Annotated in this window: 18 protein-coding genes and 3 tRNA genes; 17 read left to right on the forward strand and 4 right to left on the reverse strand. The window is 61.9% G+C overall.

Annotated features, from left to right (window positions below; translation table 11 throughout):
* Positions 1–99: 99 nt before the first annotated feature.
* Positions 100–1,194: a branched-chain amino acid aminotransferase gene (locus AC6CHY_RS11560; protein ID WP_498226773.1), complete on the forward strand. Its 1,095-nt coding sequence runs from the start codon at positions 100–102 to the stop codon at positions 1,192–1,194.
* Positions 1,195–1,261: 67 nt separating this feature from the next.
* On the opposite strand, the gene AC6CHY_RS11565 is transcribed toward AC6CHY_RS11560, so the two are convergent.
* Complete coding sequence (locus tag AC6CHY_RS11565) at positions 1,262–3,442, reverse strand: NHL repeat-containing protein (protein ID WP_498226774.1); 2,181 nt, start codon at positions 3,440–3,442, stop codon at positions 1,262–1,264.
* A 1,000-nt stretch (positions 3,443–4,442) separates the two neighbouring features.
* Positions 4,443–4,640 (reverse strand): hypothetical protein, encoded by a 198-nt coding sequence (locus AC6CHY_RS11570; RefSeq protein ID WP_498226775.1) that lies wholly within the window; start codon positions 4,638–4,640, stop codon positions 4,443–4,445.
* Positions 4,641–5,235: 595 nt separating this feature from the next.
* Here AC6CHY_RS11570 and galE point away from each other — a divergent pair.
* From galE to thiL, 10 genes are all read left to right on the forward strand, one after another.
* A complete protein-coding gene (galE, locus tag AC6CHY_RS11575) occupies positions 5,236–6,351 on the forward strand; it encodes a UDP-glucose 4-epimerase GalE (RefSeq protein WP_498226776.1) in 1,116 nt (371 codons plus the stop codon).
* A 3-nt stretch (positions 6,352–6,354) separates the two neighbouring features.
* Positions 6,355–7,116, forward strand: a complete 762-nt coding sequence (locus AC6CHY_RS11580; protein ID WP_498226777.1) for a fumarylacetoacetate hydrolase family protein — start codon at positions 6,355–6,357, stop codon at positions 7,114–7,116.
* A 132-nt stretch (positions 7,117–7,248) separates the two neighbouring features.
* Positions 7,249–8,754: a glutamate--tRNA ligase gene (gene gltX / locus AC6CHY_RS11585; protein ID WP_498226778.1), complete on the forward strand. Its 1,506-nt coding sequence runs from the start codon at positions 7,249–7,251 to the stop codon at positions 8,752–8,754.
* Positions 8,755–8,821: 67 nt separating this feature from the next.
* A complete protein-coding gene (locus AC6CHY_RS11590) occupies positions 8,822–9,544 on the forward strand; it encodes an HAD family hydrolase (RefSeq protein ID WP_498226779.1) in 723 nt (240 codons plus the stop codon).
* Between the two features lie 113 nt (positions 9,545–9,657).
* Positions 9,658–9,729, forward strand: a tRNA-Gln gene (locus tag AC6CHY_RS11595).
* A 68-nt stretch (positions 9,730–9,797) separates the two neighbouring features.
* Positions 9,798–9,870: transfer RNA gene (locus AC6CHY_RS11600), tRNA-Glu, on the forward strand.
* Between the two features lie 49 nt (positions 9,871–9,919).
* Positions 9,920–9,995: transfer RNA gene (locus AC6CHY_RS11605), tRNA-Glu, on the forward strand.
* A 184-nt stretch (positions 9,996–10,179) separates the two neighbouring features.
* On the forward strand, positions 10,180–11,919 hold the full coding sequence (locus AC6CHY_RS11610; protein WP_498226889.1) for a dynamin family protein: 1,740 nt from the start codon (positions 10,180–10,182) through the stop codon (positions 11,917–11,919).
* Positions 11,920–11,942: 23 nt separating this feature from the next.
* Entirely contained in the window at positions 11,943–13,556 is a 1,614-nt protein-coding gene (locus AC6CHY_RS11615; protein ID WP_498226780.1) for a GTPase, read from the forward strand.
* Complete coding sequence (gene thiL, locus AC6CHY_RS11620; protein ID WP_498226781.1) at positions 13,543–14,580, forward strand: thiamine-phosphate kinase; 1,038 nt, start codon at positions 13,543–13,545, stop codon at positions 14,578–14,580. Before AC6CHY_RS11615 ends, thiL begins: the two co-directional genes overlap by 14 nt.
* Here thiL and AC6CHY_RS11625 read toward each other — a convergent pair.
* Complete coding sequence (locus tag AC6CHY_RS11625) at positions 14,577–15,296, reverse strand: IclR family transcriptional regulator (protein WP_217390441.1); 720 nt, start codon at positions 15,294–15,296, stop codon at positions 14,577–14,579. The genes thiL and AC6CHY_RS11625 overlap by 4 nt on opposite strands.
* Positions 15,297–15,408: 112 nt before the next feature.
* Between AC6CHY_RS11625 and leuC the strand changes: the two genes are divergently transcribed.
* From leuC to AC6CHY_RS11655, 6 genes are all read left to right on the forward strand, one after another.
* On the forward strand, positions 15,409–16,866 hold the full coding sequence (leuC, locus tag AC6CHY_RS11630; RefSeq protein WP_498226782.1) for a 3-isopropylmalate dehydratase large subunit: 1,458 nt from the start codon (positions 15,409–15,411) through the stop codon (positions 16,864–16,866).
* A 9-nt stretch (positions 16,867–16,875) separates the two neighbouring features.
* Complete coding sequence (leuD, locus tag AC6CHY_RS11635; protein ID WP_498226783.1) at positions 16,876–17,484, forward strand: 3-isopropylmalate dehydratase small subunit; 609 nt, start codon at positions 16,876–16,878, stop codon at positions 17,482–17,484.
* Positions 17,485–17,686: 202 nt separating this feature from the next.
* Positions 17,687–19,015, forward strand: a complete 1,329-nt coding sequence (gene murA, locus AC6CHY_RS11640) for a UDP-N-acetylglucosamine 1-carboxyvinyltransferase (protein WP_498226784.1) — start codon at positions 17,687–17,689, stop codon at positions 19,013–19,015.
* Positions 19,016–19,034: 19 nt separating this feature from the next.
* Entirely contained in the window at positions 19,035–19,808 is a 774-nt protein-coding gene (locus AC6CHY_RS11645) for a lysophospholipid acyltransferase family protein (protein ID WP_498226785.1), read from the forward strand.
* Complete coding sequence (locus AC6CHY_RS11650) at positions 19,805–20,836, forward strand: NAD(P)H-dependent glycerol-3-phosphate dehydrogenase (protein WP_498226786.1); 1,032 nt, start codon at positions 19,805–19,807, stop codon at positions 20,834–20,836. The genes AC6CHY_RS11645 and AC6CHY_RS11650 overlap by 4 nt, the downstream gene beginning before the upstream one ends.
* Positions 20,833–21,957, forward strand: coding sequence for a D-alanine--D-alanine ligase family protein (locus AC6CHY_RS11655; protein ID WP_498226787.1), 1,125 nt, complete (start codon positions 20,833–20,835; stop codon positions 21,955–21,957). The genes AC6CHY_RS11650 and AC6CHY_RS11655 overlap by 4 nt, the downstream gene beginning before the upstream one ends.
* A gap of 85 nt (positions 21,958–22,042) precedes the next feature.
* Here AC6CHY_RS11655 and AC6CHY_RS11660 read toward each other — a convergent pair whose 3' ends face one another.
* Entirely contained in the window at positions 22,043–22,510 is a 468-nt protein-coding gene (locus tag AC6CHY_RS11660) for a DUF3515 family protein (protein WP_498226890.1), read from the reverse strand.
* Positions 22,511–22,533 lie beyond the last annotated feature (23 nt).

The raw sequence follows: 22,533 nt of genomic DNA on the forward strand, positions 1-22,533 counted from the left end.
GCTGGTGACTAGGTTCATTTAGGAACCAATTCTTAGGGTGGCAAGCCCCTGCTGGCTTGCCACCGCAACACCCTGTCGAAGAGGAAGCCTGACGGCATCATGGAATTCATTGAAGATCTCTCAACTCACCGTAAAAGCGATCAGGAACGCGCCGACATTCTGGCGAACCCAGGTTTTGGGGATTTCTTCACTGACCACACCGCGGTCATCGACTGGTCGGCCGATGGTGAAGGACCGCAGGGCACCTGGAGCAACGCGCGCATCGAGCCCTACGGCCCCATTGCCATGGATCCAGCGGCCTCGGTGCTGCACTATGGCCAGGAAATCTTCGAAGGCCTAAAGGCCTACCGCCATGCCGACGGCAGCGTCTGGACGTTCCGTCCGCACGCGAACGCAGCCCGCCTGAATCGATCCGCCGAGCGCCTGGCGCTTCCGCAGCTGGACGAGGAAGCTTTTGTCGAGTCACTGCGACGCTTGGTCAAGGCCGACGTCCAGTGGGTTCCCAGCGGCGACGGGGAGGCGCTCTACCTCCGCCCCTTCATGATTGCCACCGAAGCTTTCTTGGGCGTTCGGGCGGCTCGCAAGGTTTCCTACCGCGTCATTGCGTCCCCGGCCGGCAACTACTTCGGCGGGGAGCTGAAGCCGGTGGGCATTTGGGTGTCGCACAACTACGCCCGCGCCGGACGCGGCGGCACCGGGGCTGCCAAGTGCGGCGGCAACTACGCCGCTTCCCTTGTTGCGCAACTGGAGGCCGAACAAAACGGCTGCAAGCAGGTCCTCTTCCTCGACCCGTTCAACAACGAGGCGGTGGAAGAGCTCGGTGGCATGAATGTCTTCTTCGTGATGAAGGGCGGCAAGCTCGTCACCCCGCGTTTGACCGGCACCATCCTTGAAGGCATCACACGTTCCTCGATCATCCAGCTGGCCACTGACCGCGGCCTTGAAGTCGAGGAGCGCACCATCACCTTAGGTGAATGGCGTGAGGGCATTGCCAGCGGGGACATCCAGGAGGTCTTTGCCTGCGGCACCGCCGCCGTCATCACCCCGATTGGCGTGCTGAAGAACGGTGACGAGCACATCGGCGATCCGGAAGCACCCGCAGGTGAAGTGACCATGGCGCTGCGCGAAGAATTGCTGGGCATCCAGACCGGTGCCGTTGAAGACCGTCACGGTTGGCTCGAACGACTCGCATAGTCATTCGTTGGCAAGTGCGGGCAGGAATCCACGTGTGGATTCCTGCCCGCGTCGCATTCAGCTAGGATCAATCGACCCGAACCTTAGCAGAGTCTCTCGCGTCCGTTGATACTTCCGCGATTCCAACGACGTCATGACTGACAAATACACGACCATCCTCGGTCACCGCTAGCGCGGTTCCGACCTCGCCATCGACACTGATCTTTTGTACGGTCCCATCCAAGAAGTCCACCACATGGATTGAGTCAGCTCCTCTATGGACGAATCTGTAGCTGTCGCCGATTCGTTTCAGATTGGCTGTGAACCACCCAGGGCTTTGGTCCTTGTCAAATTTGTTCGTGAACGCGTGGTTCCGGAGCAGCACGCCGTCGGATGCCCGCAACACAACGATTCCTTCAAGTGTTCCCGCAAGGATCCTGTCATCGACCAGTATTGGGGCCATTGCGCCCTTGTGCCCTGGAATTCGTCGCCTCCACGCGATCTTCCTTTTTTCTAAATCGAAGGCGAACACCTTGGCATCACCCGGGGTGTCGGGGATACCCATTCCATTGCGGGTGGATGTTGTCCCGTAGACGTAATTCTCGTCGGCCGTCAAACCAACGATAGAGTGTTTCGGCATGAGCTTGTTGTAGACCTGTTCGACGGTTTCCGTCCCGGGGTCGATGATTCCCATCGCGCCGCCGGAAAGTCCGTAATCCGGAACGGTTCCGAAGAAAACCCGTTTCGAGTTTTTGGCCCACCCGATTGGACGTGACTGCGCATACTTGTGGCTGAGCCTTTCCAATAGCTCGAAGGCGATCGGACCTTCGGCGGCGCGGTCGGTATCCAATCGAATGATATCGGCCGCGCCGTAAGAGCCAATGTATGTTCTTGTTGCGTCCCATTCGATCATTCCTGATATCTGGTTGGGTGCAACGTTGTCCGGAGATTGCCAGCGTTCTCCCGTGTCGGGGGCCAACGTGGATATTCCTTCCCCGAGGAACCCGCCGATATAGATATTGCCGTTTGAATGTGCAAGAAGACTGTGCACCTCGACTCCGGCGGGCATCAGTGATGCAGCGGACTGGACCGTTGATGTCTTGGTTTCCAAGTTAAAGCGGTGCGTGATTGCGCTTGCCCCATTGCGGCTCAGGACGTAAACGATATCGTTTTCGGCCCATATATGTTCCGGAGTCTGGACTCCTAGAATGCCAATTCGCGAGTCATCACCAGTCGTTGAGTTGGTGGAGTGGAGTACCCCTTCGTTCAGCCAGTAGTTAGATGCTGACTTTGCCGTGCTGGCACTTTGGCCCTGGGCCATGCGCAGCGCAGCCGTCGTGGCAGTCTGTGTTCTGTGATTCCAGATCAGATGGGTCTTTACGGTACTTGCAGTGATGAGGACGTGGTCGCCGGCGACCGTGATGTTGTTGACGAAACCTGTGTCGGGAAGGGCTGGAAGCTTTAGCACTGTTCGTTTTGTTGGAGATGCTGCAGGAAAGCAGACCACTTTCGGTGAATTGGTTCCGGTGCCCACATACACCGTGTCGTCCGCCGTGATAGCGAGGGAATAAATGTATTCCGTTCCTTTATCGATGCGGGGAAGCGTGGCGAACTTTTTGGTTTTTGGGGTGTAGTTCCAGATGATCCCCAGGGGGTAACTTCCGCCCCACAAACGACCGGTTGAATCGACGGTGAGTCCATACAAACTGCTCGCCTTCGGCGCGGCGCGGCCGATATCGGCAATTTTCGAAGTGTCGTAGGCGTAGGCGTAGATATGCCCGTCAGTCGTACCGATGTAGAGGGTCCGTCCAATCGGGTCCCAGGCCATACCCCTGGCTATCAAATGACCGGGAAGAGTGATGACTTTCTCACGAACTCCGGCTATCGGATCCATCAGCTGGACTTGGTTGCTGTTTCCCCGCATGCAGATCGCCAGTCGCGTGGATCCGGTTTTAGTAGTCATAGTGGCGACCTGGGAAATGGACGTCATCACAAACACGTCCTTGAATGTTTTGATGACTCCGTCAGCCGGTTTCAGGCTTTTTAATTGGGTCGGCCAGGAAATCGACGGGATGGAGTTAATAGTCGAGGATGGAGGAACCGGCAACTTACGTTTCTCTGGATATGTATGTTGCGAACAGCCGGTCGCGAGGCCGGCCGCTGCTAATAACCCAAAACTGAGCGCGGCACGTCGGGTGGTTTGCTTCTGATATTGACCGGCGGGGAAGGCGCCGCCTGGGTGCGGGTATGCAGTTTCATGGTCGTTCATGGAAGTCCTTCCGAACGGTATCGATTGCCGCTCGGGTTCCTCATGTATCCGACGGCAGTGGGTTCTTTGCACAGAACCGGACAAAGCGAGCAGCAGTTAAGCCCGAAATCCGTGCTGGCAGCCATGTGCATTTCTCGCCATTTCGAATGGATGGGGTCCCGTACTCGGACTCAGAGCGGGATACGTGGTTCCGAGTCGGCGATAGGCGTCGTCGTATCCGATAGGCTTGCGGGCAAATAACCGCGGGCCCGCAATACACCTTCACGAATCTAACATCCTGAGGCGCATTGCTCTGGGAGGTAGAATCTCGTTGTGTCGCTCGAACCGTGCTAATCCCGGGTGCGTTGTGATTGACCAGAATAACTGTGTTCTGAATCGGTTGCGCGTGGGATCTGGTTCGTCAGAATTGTCGTCATGACCGACGAACCAACTGTTGTGCTTTTTCATGTTCGGCCGGTCTTCAATTTATTGTGTTGGTCCGCCAACTATGATCATTTGAGAGGGTCTCTTCCTCGCCGCCGGTCCAGAATCATTGCGCGGTATTTCTGCTGGGGCGTTAGGAGGCTATCGCGATAGCGTCTCGATAACTGAGTTCATGTTGATAAAAAGACTAGTGCGTACCGGCTGGCTCAGGTTCGCTTTGCGGTATTGGGCCCTTCGTTTGTGATCTGTCGCAGGGTCGTCGGTTCATGGTGCGATTCCAGGCCAAGAAGCCGCTGGAACGAAACTATTTGTGTCGCTCGGCGGTTGTAGCTGAAGATGGATTCTTCCATATGGAGCTGCAGATGCGGTGCTGACGGATCTGTGCGTGCCGCCCAGCCAGGACTTGAAGTTGCTTACCCCCCCCGATGGGCCCGTGGCATGATCGGGGCCGGGTTTTCCTCGCACTTGGCAGCCCTTTTTTGGGGCCTCGGCCGATGTTCGTAGCCTTCCGTGGGAAGATGCGCGTTACCCATCCAGCCATCGGTGTGGATAACGGCGCGCGGAGCGGCATTGACCGTCACGATTGCTTCCAACGTTCGGCCGAAGCACCGTGGGTGACCTGCGTGGGGTCCCTGCAGGATCCCTTGTCCCTGACTTCTACGGCCACCGCCACTTTTGCGGCAGCGGCAACGTTGCTTCGTCCTCCCCGGCGGCCGACCTCGCGCTCATCGATTTCGACTTCCCCGGTGAGCAGGAGTAGTTCGGGCGCGACCATGGCCCTGCGCCGTTTGTGGAGCATTGTCCACGCGATCTCAAAAAGACCCAGGCCAGACTGACGTTGTAGTTGACAGGCAGAGATTCTTGGGATTGCTGTGGACATCAGATACGCAGCCTAGAACCACTGCAGAAGCGGAATGCGGGTCTTTTGCAGAACGGTGCCGCCGTCAACGAGATCTGGTGGTGGCAGTTGGTGCATTCCTAGGTTCCGCGTGACGCCATGGGCTAAGCCGCGGAGCCATGACAGCGGGGACACAAGAAGACATCTGGCCAGCGGCAGGCGAAGCGGTAGTCGAGGCAGGCCTGCTCATAGACAAAGAGCGCCTGGAACTCCAGAGTCCAATTCGGGAAGTCCGTCGTTCCCAAGGGGACTGGATTTACCTGAGCCCGATCTGCGCTAAGCGACCTGAGCCCAGGTGCTGCATCAACTACAGCGCGCTCGGGTGCGGCGCGACACACGATCGACCCCGTTGGATCACTGATTTGACGCAATTCCAATGACTTTAGGTGACCAGCCACTATTGCATCCGGGAATAAAAGGATGAAGCCGGTTCGAGAGTATTGATCGATCCAACTAATCTAGAATGGATTCCATGCGCATTCTGGTCACCGGCGGTGCCGGCTACATTGGATCCCATACGGTCCTTCTTCTCTTGGAAGAGGGGCACGAGGTCCACGTTTTTGACAACTTGAGCAACTCCTCGCCCGAGGCCCTGCGGCGGGTAGCCGAACTTACGGGCCGCCACGCCCAACTGCATGTCGGCGACTTGTTGGATGAGAGCCGGCTCGGGGACGTGTTCGATGCGTCCAGGCCCGAGGCTGTGATCCACTTTGCCGGGCTCAAGGCCGTGGGGGAGTCCGTTTCGAAGCCGCTGATGTACTACCGCAACAACATCACGGGCACGCTGAACCTGTTGGAGGCCATGGATGCCCACGGTGTTCGCACCTTGGTCTTCAGCTCGTCGGCGACGGTGTACGGCGAGACCCTCGAACTCCCGATCACCGAAGCAACGGCATTGTCCGCCACCAACCCCTACGGCCGGACCAAGCTCCACATCGAGGGCATGCTTGACGACGTTGCCGCCTCGGACCCGCGGTGGTCCATTGCGAAGCTACGCTATTTCAATCCGGTGGGCTCCCATGAATCCGGCCGAATCGGGGAGGACCCGCAAGGGATCCCCAATAACTTGATGCCCTACATCGCGCAGGTGGCGGTGGGCGTTCGGGACCGAGTCAGTGTCTTTGGCGGAGATTATCCGACGCCCGACGGGACAGGCGTGCGCGACTACATCCACGTGGTGGATCTCGGTGCCGGACACCTGGCCGCACTTGACTACCTGCAGGACCATGGTGGATTGCACGCCTGGAACCTGGGCACGGGGCACGGTTCCTCGGTGCTCGAGGTGATCCAGGCCTTCGCCCGCGCCTCCGAACGCGAGATACCCTATGACGTCGTGGACCGCCGCCCGGGCGACGTGGCAGCGAGCTACGCGGATCCAACGCTGGCCCGTGAGGAAATCGGGTGGAAGGCCGAACGCGGACTTGAGCAGATGGTCGGGGACATGTGGCGCTGGCAGTCATCCAACCCCACCGGATACCCGGACACGGAACCAGTCGACCCGCAGGACGAAGACCAAGTCGAGGCAGACGGCGCCAAGGCCCGGAAGCCGAAACGCGCAACCGGTTCCAACGAACCCACTAAGCTATAAACCATGCGTATTGCTCGTTTTGTCGTTGACAGTGACCCCATGTACGGCGTCGTGGAAGATGACGAGGTCATCGTTATTTCCGGTGACCCCTTCTTCCAAGGAATCAAGCCAACCGGAGCCAAGCACAAGCTTGAGGATGTCCGGCTGCTGGCCCCGATCATCCCACGCTCCAAGGTGGTGTGCTTCGGACGTACCTACGCCGACCACGCCGCCGAGCTTGGCAATGAGGTGCCGGCCGAACCCTTGATGTTCCTGAAGCCCAATACTGCCGTCGTCGGGTCGGGTGACCCGATCACCTTGCCAAGCTTCTCAGAGGAGATTTCCTACGAAGGAGAGCTTGCGGTTGTCATTGGCAGGATCTGCAAGGACGTCCCCGCCGAAAAGGCCCAGGACGTGATCTTCGGCTACACCATCGCCAATGACCTCACCGCGCGCGATGCACAACGCACCGACGGACAATGGGCACGCGCCAAGGGCTGGGATGGATCCTGCCCGCTGGGACCCTGGATCCAGACCGAGTTGGACCACGAAGACACCCAACTGACCACCCGCCTCGATGGAACGGTCGTCCAGGACGGCAACACTTCCCAGATGGTTTGGGGGATCAACGACCTGGTTGCCTATGCATCGGCGGCATTCACCTTGCTTCCGGGTGACGTGATCCTCACCGGCACCCCCGCGGGCGTCGGCTTGGTGACCGAGGGACAGCGCGTGGATGTTGAGATCGAGGGAATCGGTACCTTGAGCAACCCGTTCCGCCGCTAGCCCACCCGTTTCTTCCTCGTCCTCACGTTGGCCCCGGTATCCGGGGCCAACGGCGCTTAACCGCCTGGGACCGCGCGCGACAGCAGCCTGCTTGCCGGTTGAACAGGTGCGGGGACATAGAATGGTCACATCATGACTGATGTATCCCTCATTCCCACCGTGACCGATGAAACCCCCGTCCGCGTACGCTTCTGCCCGTCTCCGACCGGCACACCGCACGTAGGCCTGATTCGCACCGCCCTGTTCAACTGGGCCTATGCGCGCCACACCGGCGGAAAGATGATCTTCCGCATCGAAGACACCGACGCCAAGCGCGACTCCGAGGAAAGCTACCACCAATTGCTTGACGCCTTGGATTGGCTCGGGATCACCTGGGATGAGGGTGTCAACGTCGGCGGTCCGCACGAACCGTACCGCCAGTCCCAGCGCGGGGACATCTACCAGGACGTCATCGCCAAGCTTCGTGCCGGCGGACACGTCTACGAATCCTTCTCCACTCCCGAAGAAGTTGAAGAACGCCACAAGGCTGCCGGCCGGGACCCGAAACTGGGCTACGACGGCTTTGACCGCAACCTCAGCGAAGAGCAGATCGCCGCCTACCGTGCCGAGGGCCGCGAGCCGGTGCTCCGCGTGCGCATGCCGGACGAGGACCTCACCTTCACCGACCTGGTTCGCGGGGAAATCACCTTCAAGGCCGGATCCGTTCCTGACTTCGTGGTCGTGCGCGCCAACGGACAACCGCTTTACACGCTGGTCAACCCCGTGGATGACGCGCTCATGGGCATCACCCACGTGCTGCGCGGCGAGGACCTTCTCTCCTCGACCCCCCGCCAGATTGCCTTGTACCGCGCCTTGATCGATATCAAGGTCGCGCAGTACATGCCCCTCTTTGGGCACCTGCCATATGTGATGGGCCAGGGGAACAAGAAGCTTTCGAAGCGCGACCCGGAGTCGAGCCTCTTCCTGCACCGTGACCGCGGATTCATTCCCGAGGGCCTGCTGAACTACCTGTCGCTGCTTGGCTGGTCCTTGAGCGCAGATGAAGACATCTTCACCCGAGACCAGCTCATCGAGGCGTTTGACGTCCACGACGTGCTCTCCAACCCGGCACGCTTTGACATCAAGAAGGCCGAGGCCATCAACGGCACCCACGTGCGCATGCTTGAGGCCGCCGACTTCCGTGACCGGCTGATCCCGTACCTCCGCGCCCACGGCCTGGTGGGGGAGCAGCTAACCGAGCGCCAGAACGAGATCCTGACCGAGGCCGCACCGCTCGTCCAGGAACGCATCACGCTGCTGGGCGAGGCCCCGGACATGCTGGAGTTCCTTTTCACCGAGGATTCGGCCATCGAGCCGGCCGCGGATGCCTTGAAGGGCCTGCCGGAAAACACCGCCGAGGTCCTGGACGCCGGTCTGGCCGCGCTCGAGGCCGCGAACCAGTGGGACGCCGAGACAATCCAAGATGTCTTGAAGACTTCCTTGGTTGAGGGGCTCGGCATCAAGCCGCGGCATGCCTTTGGTCCGATCCGCACCGCCGTGTCCGGCAAGCGGATCTCCCCGCCGCTGTTTGAGTCCATGGTGATCCTGGGCAAGGAATCCTCGCTGAACCGCGTGCGCGCGTTCCGGGCAGCCCGGTAACCTGGAACTCGCGAGAATCGTGGATAACGCGAACGACGCCCTCAACCCATCTCCCGGAGGAGCTTCCGTGGCCCGGGTTGAGGGCGTTCTTTTTGATATTGACGACACACTCGTTGACCTGAACTCCGCTGCGGTCAAGGGCTTTAAGCAGCTCACGGCCGAGGACTTCAACGACGTTCCGGCGGCACTGCGGGAATATGTGGCCCGCGACTACGCGGACGACGGTGCCGGCGCTTACGAGCGCTATATGGCGGGGGAGCTGACGTTCCTTGGCCAACGTGCCGAGCGGATCCGGCGCGCCTACGACCTCGTGGGATTGGAAGCCCCGCCGGCCGAGGCGCTTGGGGCATGGAGCGCACGTTACGAGGAAGTGGTGCAGGGCATGTGGGCGCCGTTCCCCGACGTGCACGCCTGCCTAGACGCACTGGATGCCTTGTCCATTCCCTACGGGGCGGTCAGCAACAACGTGGAGAGCTACCAGCGCAACAAGTTGCAGCTTTCAGGGCTTGGGCGGATCGGGTTGCTCGTTGGCTCGGATACGGCTGGTGCGCCGAAGCCGGATCCACGCCCATTCCATGCCGGCTGCCGGCTGCTGGGAACCGCCCCTGGTGCCACGCTCTACGTGGGGGACAACCCGGTCAACGATGTCCAAGGCGCAAAGGATGCGGGACTGCAGGGGATCCTGCTGGATCGTGCGCCAGATCACAAAACCGAGTCGGTCGAAATCCTGCAAAATTTGGGGTCCCTGGCCGCAATAATCAGCGGAAACTCGGGGTTTTTGGCCCACTAGGATCCTAGTGAGCCCCCGATTTGTACTTTATGCAGATCCGCCGGTATAGTTATTTCTCGTGCTGAGGCGCACGAAAGCTTTCGAAAAGAAAGCCGGAGAGCAAATCAACGCTGTGGGGTATGGTGTAATTGGCAACACACTGGTTTCTGGTACCAACATTCTAGGTTCGAGTCCTGGTACCCCAGCGTCACGGTCTTCGCGAAAGCGAGGACCGGTTTGCGTGGGGGACGAAAGTCCTCCACGCAAAGCATACGGCCCCATCGTATAGCGGCCTAGTACGCTGCCCTCTCACGGCGGTAACGCGGGTTCGAATCCCGCTGGGGTCACGATTCAATTGAATCGGACGGTAACAGTCCTAAAACGTTGCAGCTATGCGGCCCCATCGTATAGCGGCCTAGTACGCTGCCCTCTCACGGCGGTAACGCGGGTTCGAATCCCGCTGGGGTCACCAGCACAAATGGTTCCAAACCTAGTTTGGAGCCATTTGTCTTTAACGCATGTTTTCCATTTCGTCCTTGATAACTAGGGCCAGCTTGCCAATAAAAAGCCAGAGTGTTTGGCATGATGTAGTGGTGACTACTAGCAATGGCTCTGAACCCCAAGGTTCGCCACCACTCTCGGCCGTGCCGGCCGACATGGAAGCCATCAATCTGCTCACCGACGTCCGGACGGATCTTTCGGGCAGCATCCTGCCGTTGGATATTGCCGGCGTCACCCAGGCACGTGAAAATGCCCGTACAGCGGTGGAACAACTCGACGACTACATCCTGCCTCGATACCGCAGCCTGGACGCGCCGTTGCTTGCCGTCGTGGGCGGCTCCACCGGAGCCGGGAAATCCACGCTGGTCAATGCAATCGTTGGCCACCCGGTTACTCGGGCCGGAGCCATCCGACCCACCACACGCCAACCCATCCTCCTGCACCACGAGCTGGATCGGGCATGGCTGGAGAACGACAGGATCCTCCCCGGGCTCCGGCGCATCACCGGTACGGCCGTCAGCCGGAACCAAGCGATTCCCGCGGCACAGGTCGGTGCCACACCGGATGCCGCCGTGACCGACTCGATCATATTGGTGCAAGATGACGCGGTTCCCCGAGGCCTGGCAATCCTGGATGCTCCGGATGTGGATTCCATCTCGGATGAAAACCGCCGCCTGGCCGGGCAGCTGCTGGCTGCGGCCGACCTCTGGATATTTGTCACCACTGCCAATCGGTATGCCGACGCCGTACCCTGGAAGCTTCTCTCGGAGGCCGCGGGACGCAACATCACCGTGGCAGTGGTCCTGGACCGGGTGCCCGCGGGTGTCGAGGACGAGATAGCCACCGACCTGCGCGGCATGCTCCAACGCGAAGGCCTGGGCAGCGCCGAGCTCTTCGTGGTCCCCGAAGTCGAGCTCGACGAGCTGGACATGCTGCCGGCAATCGCCGCCGCACCGCTCAAGGTCTGGCTGGGCGAGCTGGCTGCCAATGCCGAATCGCGTGCTGCGATCGCCCGCCAAACCTTGGCAGGGGTGCTTGCGCAGCTTGCGGATCGCAGCGACGTCATTGCCACGGCCATGGTGGAACAAGGTGCCAGCAGCGCCCGGCTCGCACAATACGCCGATGAGGCATTCGAGCAGGCGCACGCGGGCATCCTCGCCAGCGTGCAGGACGGGACCCTGCTGCGCGGCGAGGTCCTGGCGCGTTGGCAAGACTTTGTCGGTACCGGTGAATTCTTCCGTTCCTTGGAGTCCGGCATTGGCAGGCTGCGGGACAGGATCGGAGCCTTCTTTACGGGAAAGCCCAAACCCGTTGACCATGTGGAAGAGGCCATCGAATCCGGCCTGCATGCAGTGGTGGTTGACCAGGCCGCAAAGGCCAGCGAAACCACGGAGGAGCGCTGGCGGTCCGACCCGGCAGGCAAGGCACTGGTGGGCACGTCCAACCTTGGTTCACTGTCTCCCGGATTCTCCGACCGGGTCGCGGAGCAGGTTCGTGCATGGCAGGGTGACCTCATGGAAATTATCCGTACCGAAGGTGCGAACAAGCGCATGACCGCACGCATGGTGTCCTTCGGCGTCAATGGCGTCGCAGTGGCCCTGATGGTGGTTGTCTTCGCCTCCACGGCGGGCTTGACCGGGCTCGAGGTCGGAATCGCCGGCGGGTCCGCCGTGGTCGGGCAAAAGCTGCTCGAGGCGATCTTTGGCGAGGACGCGGTGCGCAGACTCACCAAGCAGGCGAAGGATTCACTGGCTGCCCGGTGCACTGATCTCTTGGAGACGGAAAAGCAGCGATTCGCGTCTCGACTCGAAAACATTCCCAGCGCGCAGGACGCAGACCGCATGAAACAGAATTCGGCGGCCATACGCCGACTGGCCCGGGAGCAAGGTGCATGAGCCGTCGTCGTCAAACCACAACAGTGAGCCCGCTCGAACTGCGGCTCGAAGCACTCAAGGAAGCCACCGAACTGGGGGCCGACCGCATTGATCCGGCGGTAAGTGAAGCGTCGTGGCAGGTCCTTGAACGTTCCTCGACCCGCAGGACCCTGTCGGCGGAGCACACCGTGGTCGGCTTTTTCGGTGCCACGGGCAGCGGAAAGTCGTCCCTGTTCAACGCCGTGGTCGGACAGGACCTCGCCCGGACCGCGGCAACCCGGCCGACGACCAGCCAACCCCTGGCCGGTATCTGGGGACGGGCCGGCTCCGATCCGTTGCTCGATTGGTTGGGAGTGCAGGAGCGCCACGTTCTCGACTCGCCCTTGCGCCTGGAAAAAAAGGGATTCTTTGGATCGGAAAAGGAAGCCAGCGGGCTGATCCTTTTGGACCTTCCTGACTTCGATTCCACGGTCGCGGCAAACCGTGAGATCGCCACCAAGCTGGCCGGGCAGGTGGACGTCCTGATTTGGGTCCTGGATCCCCAGAAGTATGCAGATGCCGCCGTCCACCATGATTTCATCAGGCCGCTGGCGACCCACGGCTCGGTTACCTTGGTGGTCCTCAACCAGATCGACAAGCTCAGGGAAAGTCAGCGCGGTCCCGTCATGGATTCGTTGCGTTCCATCCTGCTGGCGGACGGCTTGGCCAGCCCCAGGATTCTTGGCGTCTCGGCTCTGACCGGAGAGGGCCTGGACCCATTGCGCCAGGAGATTGCCCGGGTCGTCACCCAACGCGGTGCCGCAACCAACCGACTCACGGCCGATGTGGCAACCATCGCCAGACGGATGGCGGAGGGATCTCCCCAAGAAGAACTCAAGCTGCCCGGTGACCCTGCGAAGAAAGCCCTGACCGGGGAGCTGGCCACGGCCGCGGGCGTGGATACCGTGGTGAATGCCGTGCGCACTTCCTACCGGATGGACGCGCACAAGAAGACTGGTTGGCCGCTCACGCGTTGGTTGGCCAAGGTTCGCCCGGACCCGTTGCGCCGGCTCAATCTCAAGAGCACGGATGTCAATCCGAAGCTGAACCGCACCTCTCTGCCGGCCCCCGGTGCCGCGCAAAAGGCCCAAGCCGATTCCGCCGTCCGGCGCTTCGCCGATGAAGCAAGCGCCGGCGCCCCGGACACCTGGCAGGGATCGATTCGCCGTGCGGCGCGAGCCGGCGGGACGACGCTGCCCGATGAATTGGACCAAGCCATTGCCAACACCAATATCGGTGCCACCACCGGGGCCTGGTGGTGGCCGGTGGTCTCCGTCATCCAGTGGATATCGCTGGCCACCGCCCTGGCCGGGGCACTATGGCTGGGTGCCCTCTTCGGTGCGCAGTACCTCCAATTCACCCTGCCGGAGGTTCCCAAGGTCGAAGGCTTCCCGGTTCCCACGCTGATGCTCGTTATTGGCATATTATTGGGAATCGTCCTGGGGCTTGCCACAGGGCTGATCGCCCGCTTTGGGGCCGCTGGACGCGCCCGCAAGGCCCGACGTGCACTGCACGCCTCGATCGGTGCGGTGGCGAAGCGTTCGGTCATTGACCCGGTGGGTGCGGAAATCACCAGACACAACCTTTTCATTGGAGCCTTGCAACGTGCCCGCAGCTGATCCCCAGACCGTAGGAAACCTAGGCGAAAGCGGGCTGCTGGCCAGAATATTGCCGCGACTCCAGGGTGCATCGGCCTTGCTCGGCCCCGGGGACGACGCCGCCTTGATTGCCGCACCAGGCGGCAAATTCGTGATCACGGTCGATACCCTCGTGGAAAACCAGGACTTCAGGCTGGACTGGCCCAGCGGATTCCGAAGCAGCGGCTTCGACGTCGGCTGGAAGTCCGCCGCCCAAAACCTTTCGGACGTCAATGCCATGGGTGCCATTGCGACGTCCGCGGTGATTTCTCTTACGCTGCCACACTCCACGCCCATTGCCTGGGTCGAAGACCTGGCCGATGGCTTCAGTGCCGCCGTCCGTGAACTGGGTGCCACCTCATGTGCCGTTGCCGGGGGAGACCTGGGGCGGGGGAGCGAGGTGTCCGTCACCGCGGCCGTTACCGGATCACTTGCCGCGGACCATCCGGTACTGCGCAGCGGGGCGAGGCCGGGGGACGTGGTGGCGGTGTGCGGGCCCCTGGGGGTTGCGGCCGCGGGACTGGCACTTTTGGATGCACCGATTTCGCATCTGGAATGGTCCGCCGACGAGCAACTCCTGGTCCACGGCCAGCGGCGTCCACAGCCCCCCTTGGAGGCCGGACCCCTGGCTGCACGCGCCGGGGCCACGGCCATGATGGACCTCTCGGACGGACTGCTCAAGGACGGGCGCCGCATGGCGACCGCCAGCGGAGTGGTCATTGATTTTGACGCCCGGGCCCTCTTAGCCGATGCGCAACGACTGTCGTCGGCTGCTGCACGGCTGCGGACAGTACCCATGGAATGGGTACTCGGAGGCGGGGAAGACCACGGGCTGTTAACCACGTTCCCGAACGCGGTGGAACTGCCGGAAGGTTTCCGGGCCGTGGGTGTGGTCAAGGAACCGGGTGGCGGGAAGACGGGTTCGGGAGTTCTCCTGGATGGCCGGATTCCGGGGACGGCCCAGGGGTTTGACCACTTCGAAGGTTGGGACGGGACTGCCGATTAGTCGCCGGTTTTTCTCAAGGCCTCGCTCAAGGCGTTGGCGGTCTGGACGACGACTTCCTGGTGGGCCTTGCCAGGCTGGCGAGAGAGCCGTTCAATGGGCCCTGACATCGACACTGCGGCAATCACCCGTCCGGAGGGTCCGCGCACGGGAGCCGAGACCGAGGCAACCCCGGGTTCACGTTCGCCCAGGCTTTGTGCCCAGCCGCGTCGCCTGACCCCTGCCAAGATGGTCGGAGTGAAGCGGGCGCCATGCAGGCCATCCAGCAGCCGTTCGTGGTCCTCCCAGGCCAACAGGACCTGGGCGGCCGAGCCTGCCTTCATCGAAAGTTGCGTTCCCACCGGGATGGTGTCGCGCAGGCCCACCGGCCGTTCGGCGGAGGCAACACACACCCGGTAGTCGCCCTGGCGGCGGAACACCTGGGTGCTCTCGCCCGTGGAATCACGCAATTGGATCAGCAGCGGGCCGGCCGCCGCAATCAGCCGGTCTTCGCCGGCCGCCGAAGCCAATTCCACCAGGCGGCCACCCAGGACGAAGCGCCCATGGATGTCCTTGCCCACCAGCCGGTGGTGAACGAGCGCCTGGGCGAGGCGGTGCACGGTGGGCCGGGAGATCTTGGTCAGTGAGACAAGCTGGGCCAGGGAAGTGGGCCCGGCCTCAAGGGCATTGAGGATGAGGGCCGCTTTGTCGATGACGCCAACGCCACTTGATGTGTCCATAGTTTGATATTGCTATCTCACTATTTGAGATGCAAATCCGCTTACTGGATATTACGTGCGCACGGGTGGAAGAGTTGTCACATAGGATTTTTATCAAGTGAGGGAGTCGGTCATGGCCGCACACCAGGCAGCACAGACGCTGGCCGAAAAAGTATGGAACGCGCACGTGGTGCGCAAGGGCGAGGGAACGGGCGGATCTCGCCAGCCCGACTTGATCTATATTGACCTGCACCTGGTTCACGAGGTGACGTCCCCGCAGGCATTCGAGGGACTCCGCCTCACCGGGCGCCAGTTGCGCCGTCCGGATCTGACGATTGCCACCGAGGACCACAACACCCCGACTCTGGAAATCGACAAGCCGATTGCTGATTTGACCAGCCGCACGCAGATCGAAACCCTGCGCAAGAACTGCGCCGAGTTCGGTGTTCGCCTGCACTCCCTCGGCGACAAGGAACAGGGTATTGTCCATGTGGTGGGCCCCCAGCTGGGCCTGACCCAGCCGGGCATGACCGTTGTCTGTGGCGATTCCCACACTTCGACCCACGGTGCATTCGGCGCCCTGGCGTTCGGCATCGGCACCTCCGAGGTCGAACACGTCATGGCGACCCAGTCGCTTTCCCTGAAGCCGTTCAAGACCATGGCCATCAATGTTGAGGGAACACTGAAGCCGGGCGTGACCGCAAAGGACATCATCTTGGCCGTCATTGCCAAGATCGGAACCGGCGGGGGACAAGGCTACGTCCTGGAGTACCGCGGCTCGGCCATCCGCGCACTGTCCATGGATGCCCGCATGACGATCTGCAACATGTCGATCGAGGCCGGCGCCCGCGCAGGCATGATTGCCCCGGATGCAATCACCTACGAATACATCAACGGCCGCCCGCATGCACCCCAGGGCGCAGCCTGGGATGCAGCCGTCGCCGAATGGGACACGCTGGCCACCGACCAGGGCGCAGCCTTTGACGCGGAGGTGTTCCTCGACGCCAACGAATTGGAGCCTTTCGTCACCTGGGGCACCAACCCCGGCCAAGGTGTCTCGCTTTCCGACAAGGTTCCGGCACCCGAAGACTTCGAGGACGAAAATGCCCGTGCCGCGTGCGAGCGGGCTCTTGACTACATGGGTCTGGAAGCTGGTACCCCCATGAAGGAAATCCGCGTTGACACGGTCTTCCTGGGTTCCTGCACCAATAGCCGCATGGAAGACCTGCGTGCCGCCGCCAGCATCATCCAGGGGCAGGAAAAGGATCCCGACATCCGCATGATCGTGGTTCCGGGATCGGCACGCGTCCGCCTCGAGGCCGAGGCCGAGGGCCTGGACAAGATCTTCAAGGAATTCGGTGCGGAATGGCGGTTTGCCGGCTGCTCCATGTGCCTGGGTATGAACCCTGACCAGCTCGCCGAAGGCGAACGCTGCGCCTCAACCTCAAACCGCAACTTCGAAGGTCGACAGGGCAAGGGTGGGCGCACCCACCTGGTATCGCCGATTGTCGCCGCCGCGACGGCGATCCGCGGGACCCTGTCCTCGCCGTCCGACCTGGGCGCCCCTTCCTCTGCCGCAAAAGTAGCCTAAGGATTCATCATGGAGAAAATCACCACCCATACCGGAATCGGCGTCCCGCTGCGCCAAAGCAACGTCGACACGGACCAGATCATTCCGGCCGTCTACCTCAAGCGCATCACCCGGACCGGATTCGAAGACGCGCTCTTCGCCGGATGGCGCAAGGACGGGAACTTCATCCTGAACCAGGAACCCTTCACCAAGGGCTCGGTCCTGGTGGCGGGACCCGACTTCGGCACCGGTTCCTCCCGCGAACACGCCGTCTGGGCCCTGAAGGACTATGGCTTCAAGGCCGTCCTTTCCTCGCGCTTTGCCGATATCTTCCGCGGCAACTCGGGGAAGCAGGGACTGGTCGCCGCCGAGGTGGCACAAAGCGATATCGAGTTGATTTGGAAGGAAATCGAGAACCACCCGGGAACTGAAGTCACCGTGGACCTCGAAGCCCGCACCGTCACCTGCGGATCCATCATTGCCCCTTTCGAGATTGACGACTACACCCGTTGGCGGCTCATGGAGGGCCTGGATGACATCGGCCTGACACTCCAGCATGAGGACGAGATCACGGCCTTTGAAGCCCAGCGTCCGGCGTTCAAGCCGACCACGCTTCCGGCCCGCTATTCCCAGCCTTAGCTGTCCGCTTAACGCCGCCCCGAGGGGCGGTAGTTGCCGCTGATCATCCCCGGATTCCCGGGGAAAAGGCGGGCAAGGTCCGCCGCGGCGCGACCAGCGTTACATGAGCCATGCGGCCCCCGGCAATGCCGGGGGCTGTATGCTTGCTAAGTCTTTCCTTCGTTTTCGAAGGCCTAACAATTTTGGTGAGGTACTCAAGTTCATGGCGAAAGTCCTAACGATTCATGGTGGCGTGCCACTCAAGGGAAAAGTGACCGTCAGGGGTGCCAAGAACCTGGTTCCCAAGGCCATGGTTGCTGCTCTCTTGGGGGATTCGCCCTCTGTCTTGCGCAATGTCCCTGAGATCAAGGACGTGGCCGTTGTCACGAGTCTGCTCAAGATCCACGGCGTCACCGTCACCAAGGACGAAGCCACTGGCGACCTGACCATGGACCCCAGCGGCACCAAGACGGCCACTAGCAACGAGATCGACACGCACGCCGGCGACTCGCGCATCCCCATCCTCTTTTGCGGCCCGCTGCTCCACAGCCTGGGCGAGGCCCTGATTCCGAACCTCGGCGGCTGCAAGATCGGTGACCGCCCGATTGACTTCCACCTGGACGTGTTGCGGCATTTCGGGGCCGAGATTGACAAGGCAGGTCCACTGGGTACCAGCATCCGGGCCCCTCACGGCCTGACCGGTGCCAAGATCTCCCTGCCGTACCCGAGCGTTGGCGCCACCGAACAGGTGTTGCTGACCGCCGTGCGCGCCAAGGGAACCACGGAAGTTGAAAACGCGGCCATTGAGCCCGAAATCCTTGACCTTATTTCCCTCCTCCAAAAAATGGGTGCCATCATCACGGTCGGTCGCGACCGGGTCATTCGCATCATCGGCGTCGAACGCCTCAACGGCTACAACCACAAGGCACTGCCGGATCGCAATGAATCCGCATCCTGGGCCTCGGCCGCCTTGGTCACCAACGGCGACATCTACGTCGAGGGCGCGGCGCAGCGCGACCTGACGGCGTTCCTGCACACCTACCGCCAGATTGGCGGGGAGTTCGAGGTCACGGATGGTGGAATTCGGTTCTTCCATCCGGGCGGAGAGCTCAAGCCCCTGATCCTTGAAACGGACGTCCACCCCGGATTCATGACGGACTGGCAGCAGCCCCTGGTCGTTGCACTGACCCAGGCCACCGGCGTTTCCATCATTCACGAGACCGTGTATGAGAACCGATTCGGCTTCACCAACGCCCTGGTGGAAATGGGAGCCAAGGTCCAGCTGCACAGCGAATGCCTCGGCGCCATCCCCTGCCGCTTTGGCCAGCGCAACTTCCAGCACTCCGCCGTCATCACCGGGCCGACCCCGTTGACCGGGGCTGACATCGACATCCCCGACCTGCGCGGCGGGTTCTCCCACCTGATTGCCGCACTTGCCGCCGAAGGCACCAGCCATGTCACCGGAATCGAACTGATCAACCGCGGCTACGAAAAGTTCATGGACAAGCTCACTGACTTGGGTGCGCGCGTCGAGATGAACGAAATCGCCTGATCCGCATAGGCTGACCTGCATGAAAGAATCTCGCGGGACAAAAACCGCGTTTGCAATAGCGGCCGGAATCGTTCGTCCGGTCATGAATCTCATGATCGGCCGAAGATGGCGGGACTTCGACAAGCTGCCCGACGGCGGATTTATCCTCTGCCCCAACCACGTTTCGGAAATCGATCCCCTGGTTGTCGGCCACGCGATCTACAGCAGCAAGCGCTACCCGCGCTACCTGGCCAAGGAATCCTTGTTCAAGGTCCCGGTGCTCGGCACGCTGCTGCGGCGAACCGGACAGATTCCGGTGGCCCGGACCTCCGCCGGCGCGTCCCAGTCGCTCAAGACGGCTCGGGAGGTCCTTGACGCCAACGGGGTCATCATCATCTACCCCGAGGGCACCCTCACCAGGGACCCGGACCTGTGGCCCATGCGTGGGCGAACCGGTGCCGCCCGGTTGGCCCTGCAGACCGGGGCACCGGTCATTCCCATGGCACACTGGGGAGCGCAGGAGCTGTTTCCCCGTTACGCCAAGGGGATCAGGCTATTCCCGCGCCGCCATGTGACGGTCACTGCAGGGGACCCGGTGGACCTCGACGACCTGCGGGACAAGCCGCTGACGCGGACCGTGCTCACCGAGGCCACCGAACGCATCATGCGTGCCATCGCCACCGACGTTGCCGTCCTGCGCGGCGAGACGGCTCCGCAGGTCTTGTGGGATCCGGCCGACCACGGCCAGGCTGCCCAGGGACGCAATTTCGAAAACGGTTCGCCATCGAAGCAAACGAAGGAAAACGATTCATGAGGCCCGCTCCAAGGAAAATCGCGGTGATGGGCGCCGGAAGCTGGGGCACCACCTTTGCCAAGGTGCTGGCCGACTCCGGTGCCGATGCAGGGACCGGAATAATGATCTGGGCACGCCGCGACGAGGTGGCGGTGGAAATCAACACCCGCCACACCAACTCCCGCTACCTGCGCGAAACCGTGCTGCCCTCCAACATCACCTCGTCCTCGAACACGGCCGAGGTCCTAGCGGGAGCCGAACTGGTGGTCCTGGCCGTGCCGGCCCAGAGCCTGCGCGAACAACTGCATGCCTTCAAGGAATTCCTGGAACCCGACGCCGTGCTCATGTCCCTGATGAAGGGTCTTGAACGGGACACCGACGCCCGCATGAGCGAAGTGATTGCGGCCGAGGTCGAAATTTCCCCGGAACGCATAGCGGTGCTCTCCGGACCCAACCTGGCCATGGAAATTGCCCGCAAGCAGCCCACCGCCTCCGTGGTCGCCTGTTCGGACATCGACACCGCAACCTGGATCGCTTCCCTGTGTTCAAACGACTACTTCCGTCCTTATACCAATACGGACGTCATCGGCGTTGAAATCGGCGGGATTGCCAAAAACGTCATCGCCCTGGCAGTGGGGATTTGCGACGGCCTGGGCATGGGAGACAACACTAAGTCCTCGATCATCACCCGGGGACTTGCCGAGACCACGCGCCTTGCCCTGGCCTTGGGCGGAAGCTATGAAACCCTCTCCGGCCTCGCCGGCCTGGGCGACCTCGTGGCCACCTGTTCCTCGTCGCTCTCGCGCAACAACACCGCAGGTCGCCTGCTGGGCCAGGGCCTGTACCTTGACGAGGTCAACGACCGCATGTCACAGACCGCCGAGGGCATCAAATCCGGCCGGGCAGTGCTGGATCTGGCCACTCGCCACAATGTAGAAGTACCCATCACCGAGGCAGTCGTCATGGTTTTGGAAGGCACGCTGAGCGTGGAGAACATGGGAGCACGCCTGTTGGGGCGTCAACTAAAGTCTGAAGGTGAGCTCAAATGAGTCAAGTGAACGCGCACAAGCCCCGGGTCATGCTGCTCTTTGGAGGACGTTCCTCCGAGCACCCCGTCAGCTGCGTCACCGCTGCCGGGGTCCTCGAGGCCATCGACCGTGACAAGTACGAGGTCGTCCCCGTGGGCATTACCCGCGACGGCGCCTGGACCCTGGTGGACCAGGACGTCACCACCTGGTCGCTGGCCAACAGCCAGAAGCCGGAAGTCACGGCCGGTTCCGAGGTCTTGCGCCTGACCGGAGAACCCGGAAGCCACGAACTGCTTGCCTCGAACGACAACCACGCCGTGCGCAGCCTGGGCGACATCGACCTGGTGTTCCCGCTGCTGCACGGTCCCTTCGGCGAGGACGGCTCGCTGCAGGGGATGCTGGAAATGGTGGATGTCCCCTACGTGGGGTCCGGCATTGCCGCCAGCGCCATCGGCATGGACAAGCACTTCATGAAGGTGGTCTTCGAGGCCGCCGGATTCGAGGTCGGACCCTACGTGGTCATCCCGGACAAGAACTGGGAACGCGACCAGGCCGCATGCCTGAAGTCGGTCGAGGGGCTTCAGTACCCGCTATTCGTCAAGCCCGCACGGGCCGGATCGTCCGTGGGCATCTCACGGGTGGACACCCCCGACGCGCTGCCTGCGGCCATCGAGGCCGCCCGCATCCACGATCCCAAGGTGATCGTGGAACAGGGCATCATTGGCCGTGAAATCGAATGCGGTGTCCTTGAAGGCCGGGGCTCGCTGCCTCCACGGGCTTCCATGCCCGGGGAAATCATTGTTGATGATGCCGGCCACACGTTCTACGACTTTGACGCCAAGTACGTGGACGGCGCAGCGGCACAGCTCAGCTGCCCGGCCGCACTGGACGCCGGGGCCACCGATGAAGTGCGCCGACTGGCGGCCGAGGCCTTCGACGCGGTCAACGCCGAAGGGCTCTCGCGCGTTGACTTCTTCTACACGCCCGAAGGCAAGTGGATCATCAACGAGATCAACACCATGCCCGGGTTCACGCCGTCCAGTATGTACCCTCACATGTGGTCCAAGACCGGCCTTGACTACGCGGACCTCATTGACGAATTGATCCTCCTGGGACTGGGCCGGAAGACCGGTCTGCGCTAAGCCCGCCGCGGGCAGCAATGAGGGGTCGTTCAGCAAGCTTTTTGGCTTGCCGAACGACCCCTCATTGGTGTTCCCGCAACCGTGTCTAGGGCACGTCCACTGTCTTGCTTACCGACGTGCAGGTCCGCTGCGCCGGGATCTTGGACGCCGCGGACGAGAGTGTGGCCAGGACGGTGCTCGAGGGAATCACATTCGGATCAAAGACCAGTTCCGTGGCCGGCGTCCGGCCGTAGGTGGTCAGCGTCCAGGATTCCTCCCCCTCCTTGGCCAACCAGTCAACGCCATTGACGCTGACGCACGGGTCGGTTGACGGAGGCGGGGGAGTGACCCCGCAGCGAAGCACCAATTGCGCAGGGTCTCCCCAGACGGCGGTCGCCTGGCTGTTGGTCTGGCGCTTCTGCTGCTCCGAGATTTCCGGGGGAAGCACCACCATCATTTCGGCGCACAACGGATTGCCCGCGTCATCCGCCGGCTGGACATTGGCGATCGGGGAGCAGCCCGTGAGGACGATGGCGCCGGCGAGCGATGCAGCGATGGCCGTGGCCAGTTTCACGCGACCCGCCTTGCGCGGAGCCT

This window comes from Paeniglutamicibacter sp. GQ140 (assembly GCF_059759235.1).

Coding starts and splice junctions, on each gene's coding strand:
- galE (WP_498226776.1), top strand. CDS start 5,236: ATGCGCATTCTGGTCACCGGCGGTGCCGGCTACATTGGATCCCATACG.
- AC6CHY_RS11580 (WP_498226777.1), top strand. CDS start 6,355: ATGCGTATTGCTCGTTTTGTCGTTGACAGTGACCCCATGTACGGCGTC.
- AC6CHY_RS11610 (WP_498226889.1), top strand. CDS start 10,180: ATGGAAGCCATCAATCTGCTCACCGACGTCCGGACGGATCTTTCGGGC.
- gltX (WP_498226778.1), top strand. CDS start 7,249: ATGACTGATGTATCCCTCATTCCCACCGTGACCGATGAAACCCCCGTC.
- AC6CHY_RS11625 (WP_217390441.1), bottom strand. CDS start 15,296: ATGGACACATCAAGTGGCGTTGGCGTCATCGACAAAGCGGCCCTCATC.
- AC6CHY_RS11565 (WP_498226774.1), bottom strand. CDS start 3,442: ATGAACGACCATGAAACTGCATACCCGCACCCAGGCGGCGCCTTCCCC.
- AC6CHY_RS11570 (WP_498226775.1), bottom strand. CDS start 4,640: ATGGTCGCGCCCGAACTACTCCTGCTCACCGGGGAAGTCGAAATCGAT.
- leuD (WP_498226783.1), top strand. CDS start 16,876: ATGGAGAAAATCACCACCCATACCGGAATCGGCGTCCCGCTGCGCCAA.
- AC6CHY_RS11655 (WP_498226787.1), top strand. CDS start 20,833: ATGAGTCAAGTGAACGCGCACAAGCCCCGGGTCATGCTGCTCTTTGGA.
- AC6CHY_RS11560 (WP_498226773.1), top strand. CDS start 100: ATGGAATTCATTGAAGATCTCTCAACTCACCGTAAAAGCGATCAGGAA.
- leuC (WP_498226782.1), top strand. CDS start 15,409: ATGGCCGCACACCAGGCAGCACAGACGCTGGCCGAAAAAGTATGGAAC.
- murA (WP_498226784.1), top strand. CDS start 17,687: ATGGCGAAAGTCCTAACGATTCATGGTGGCGTGCCACTCAAGGGAAAA.
- AC6CHY_RS11650 (WP_498226786.1), top strand. CDS start 19,805: ATGAGGCCCGCTCCAAGGAAAATCGCGGTGATGGGCGCCGGAAGCTGG.
- AC6CHY_RS11645 (WP_498226785.1), top strand. CDS start 19,035: ATGAAAGAATCTCGCGGGACAAAAACCGCGTTTGCAATAGCGGCCGGA.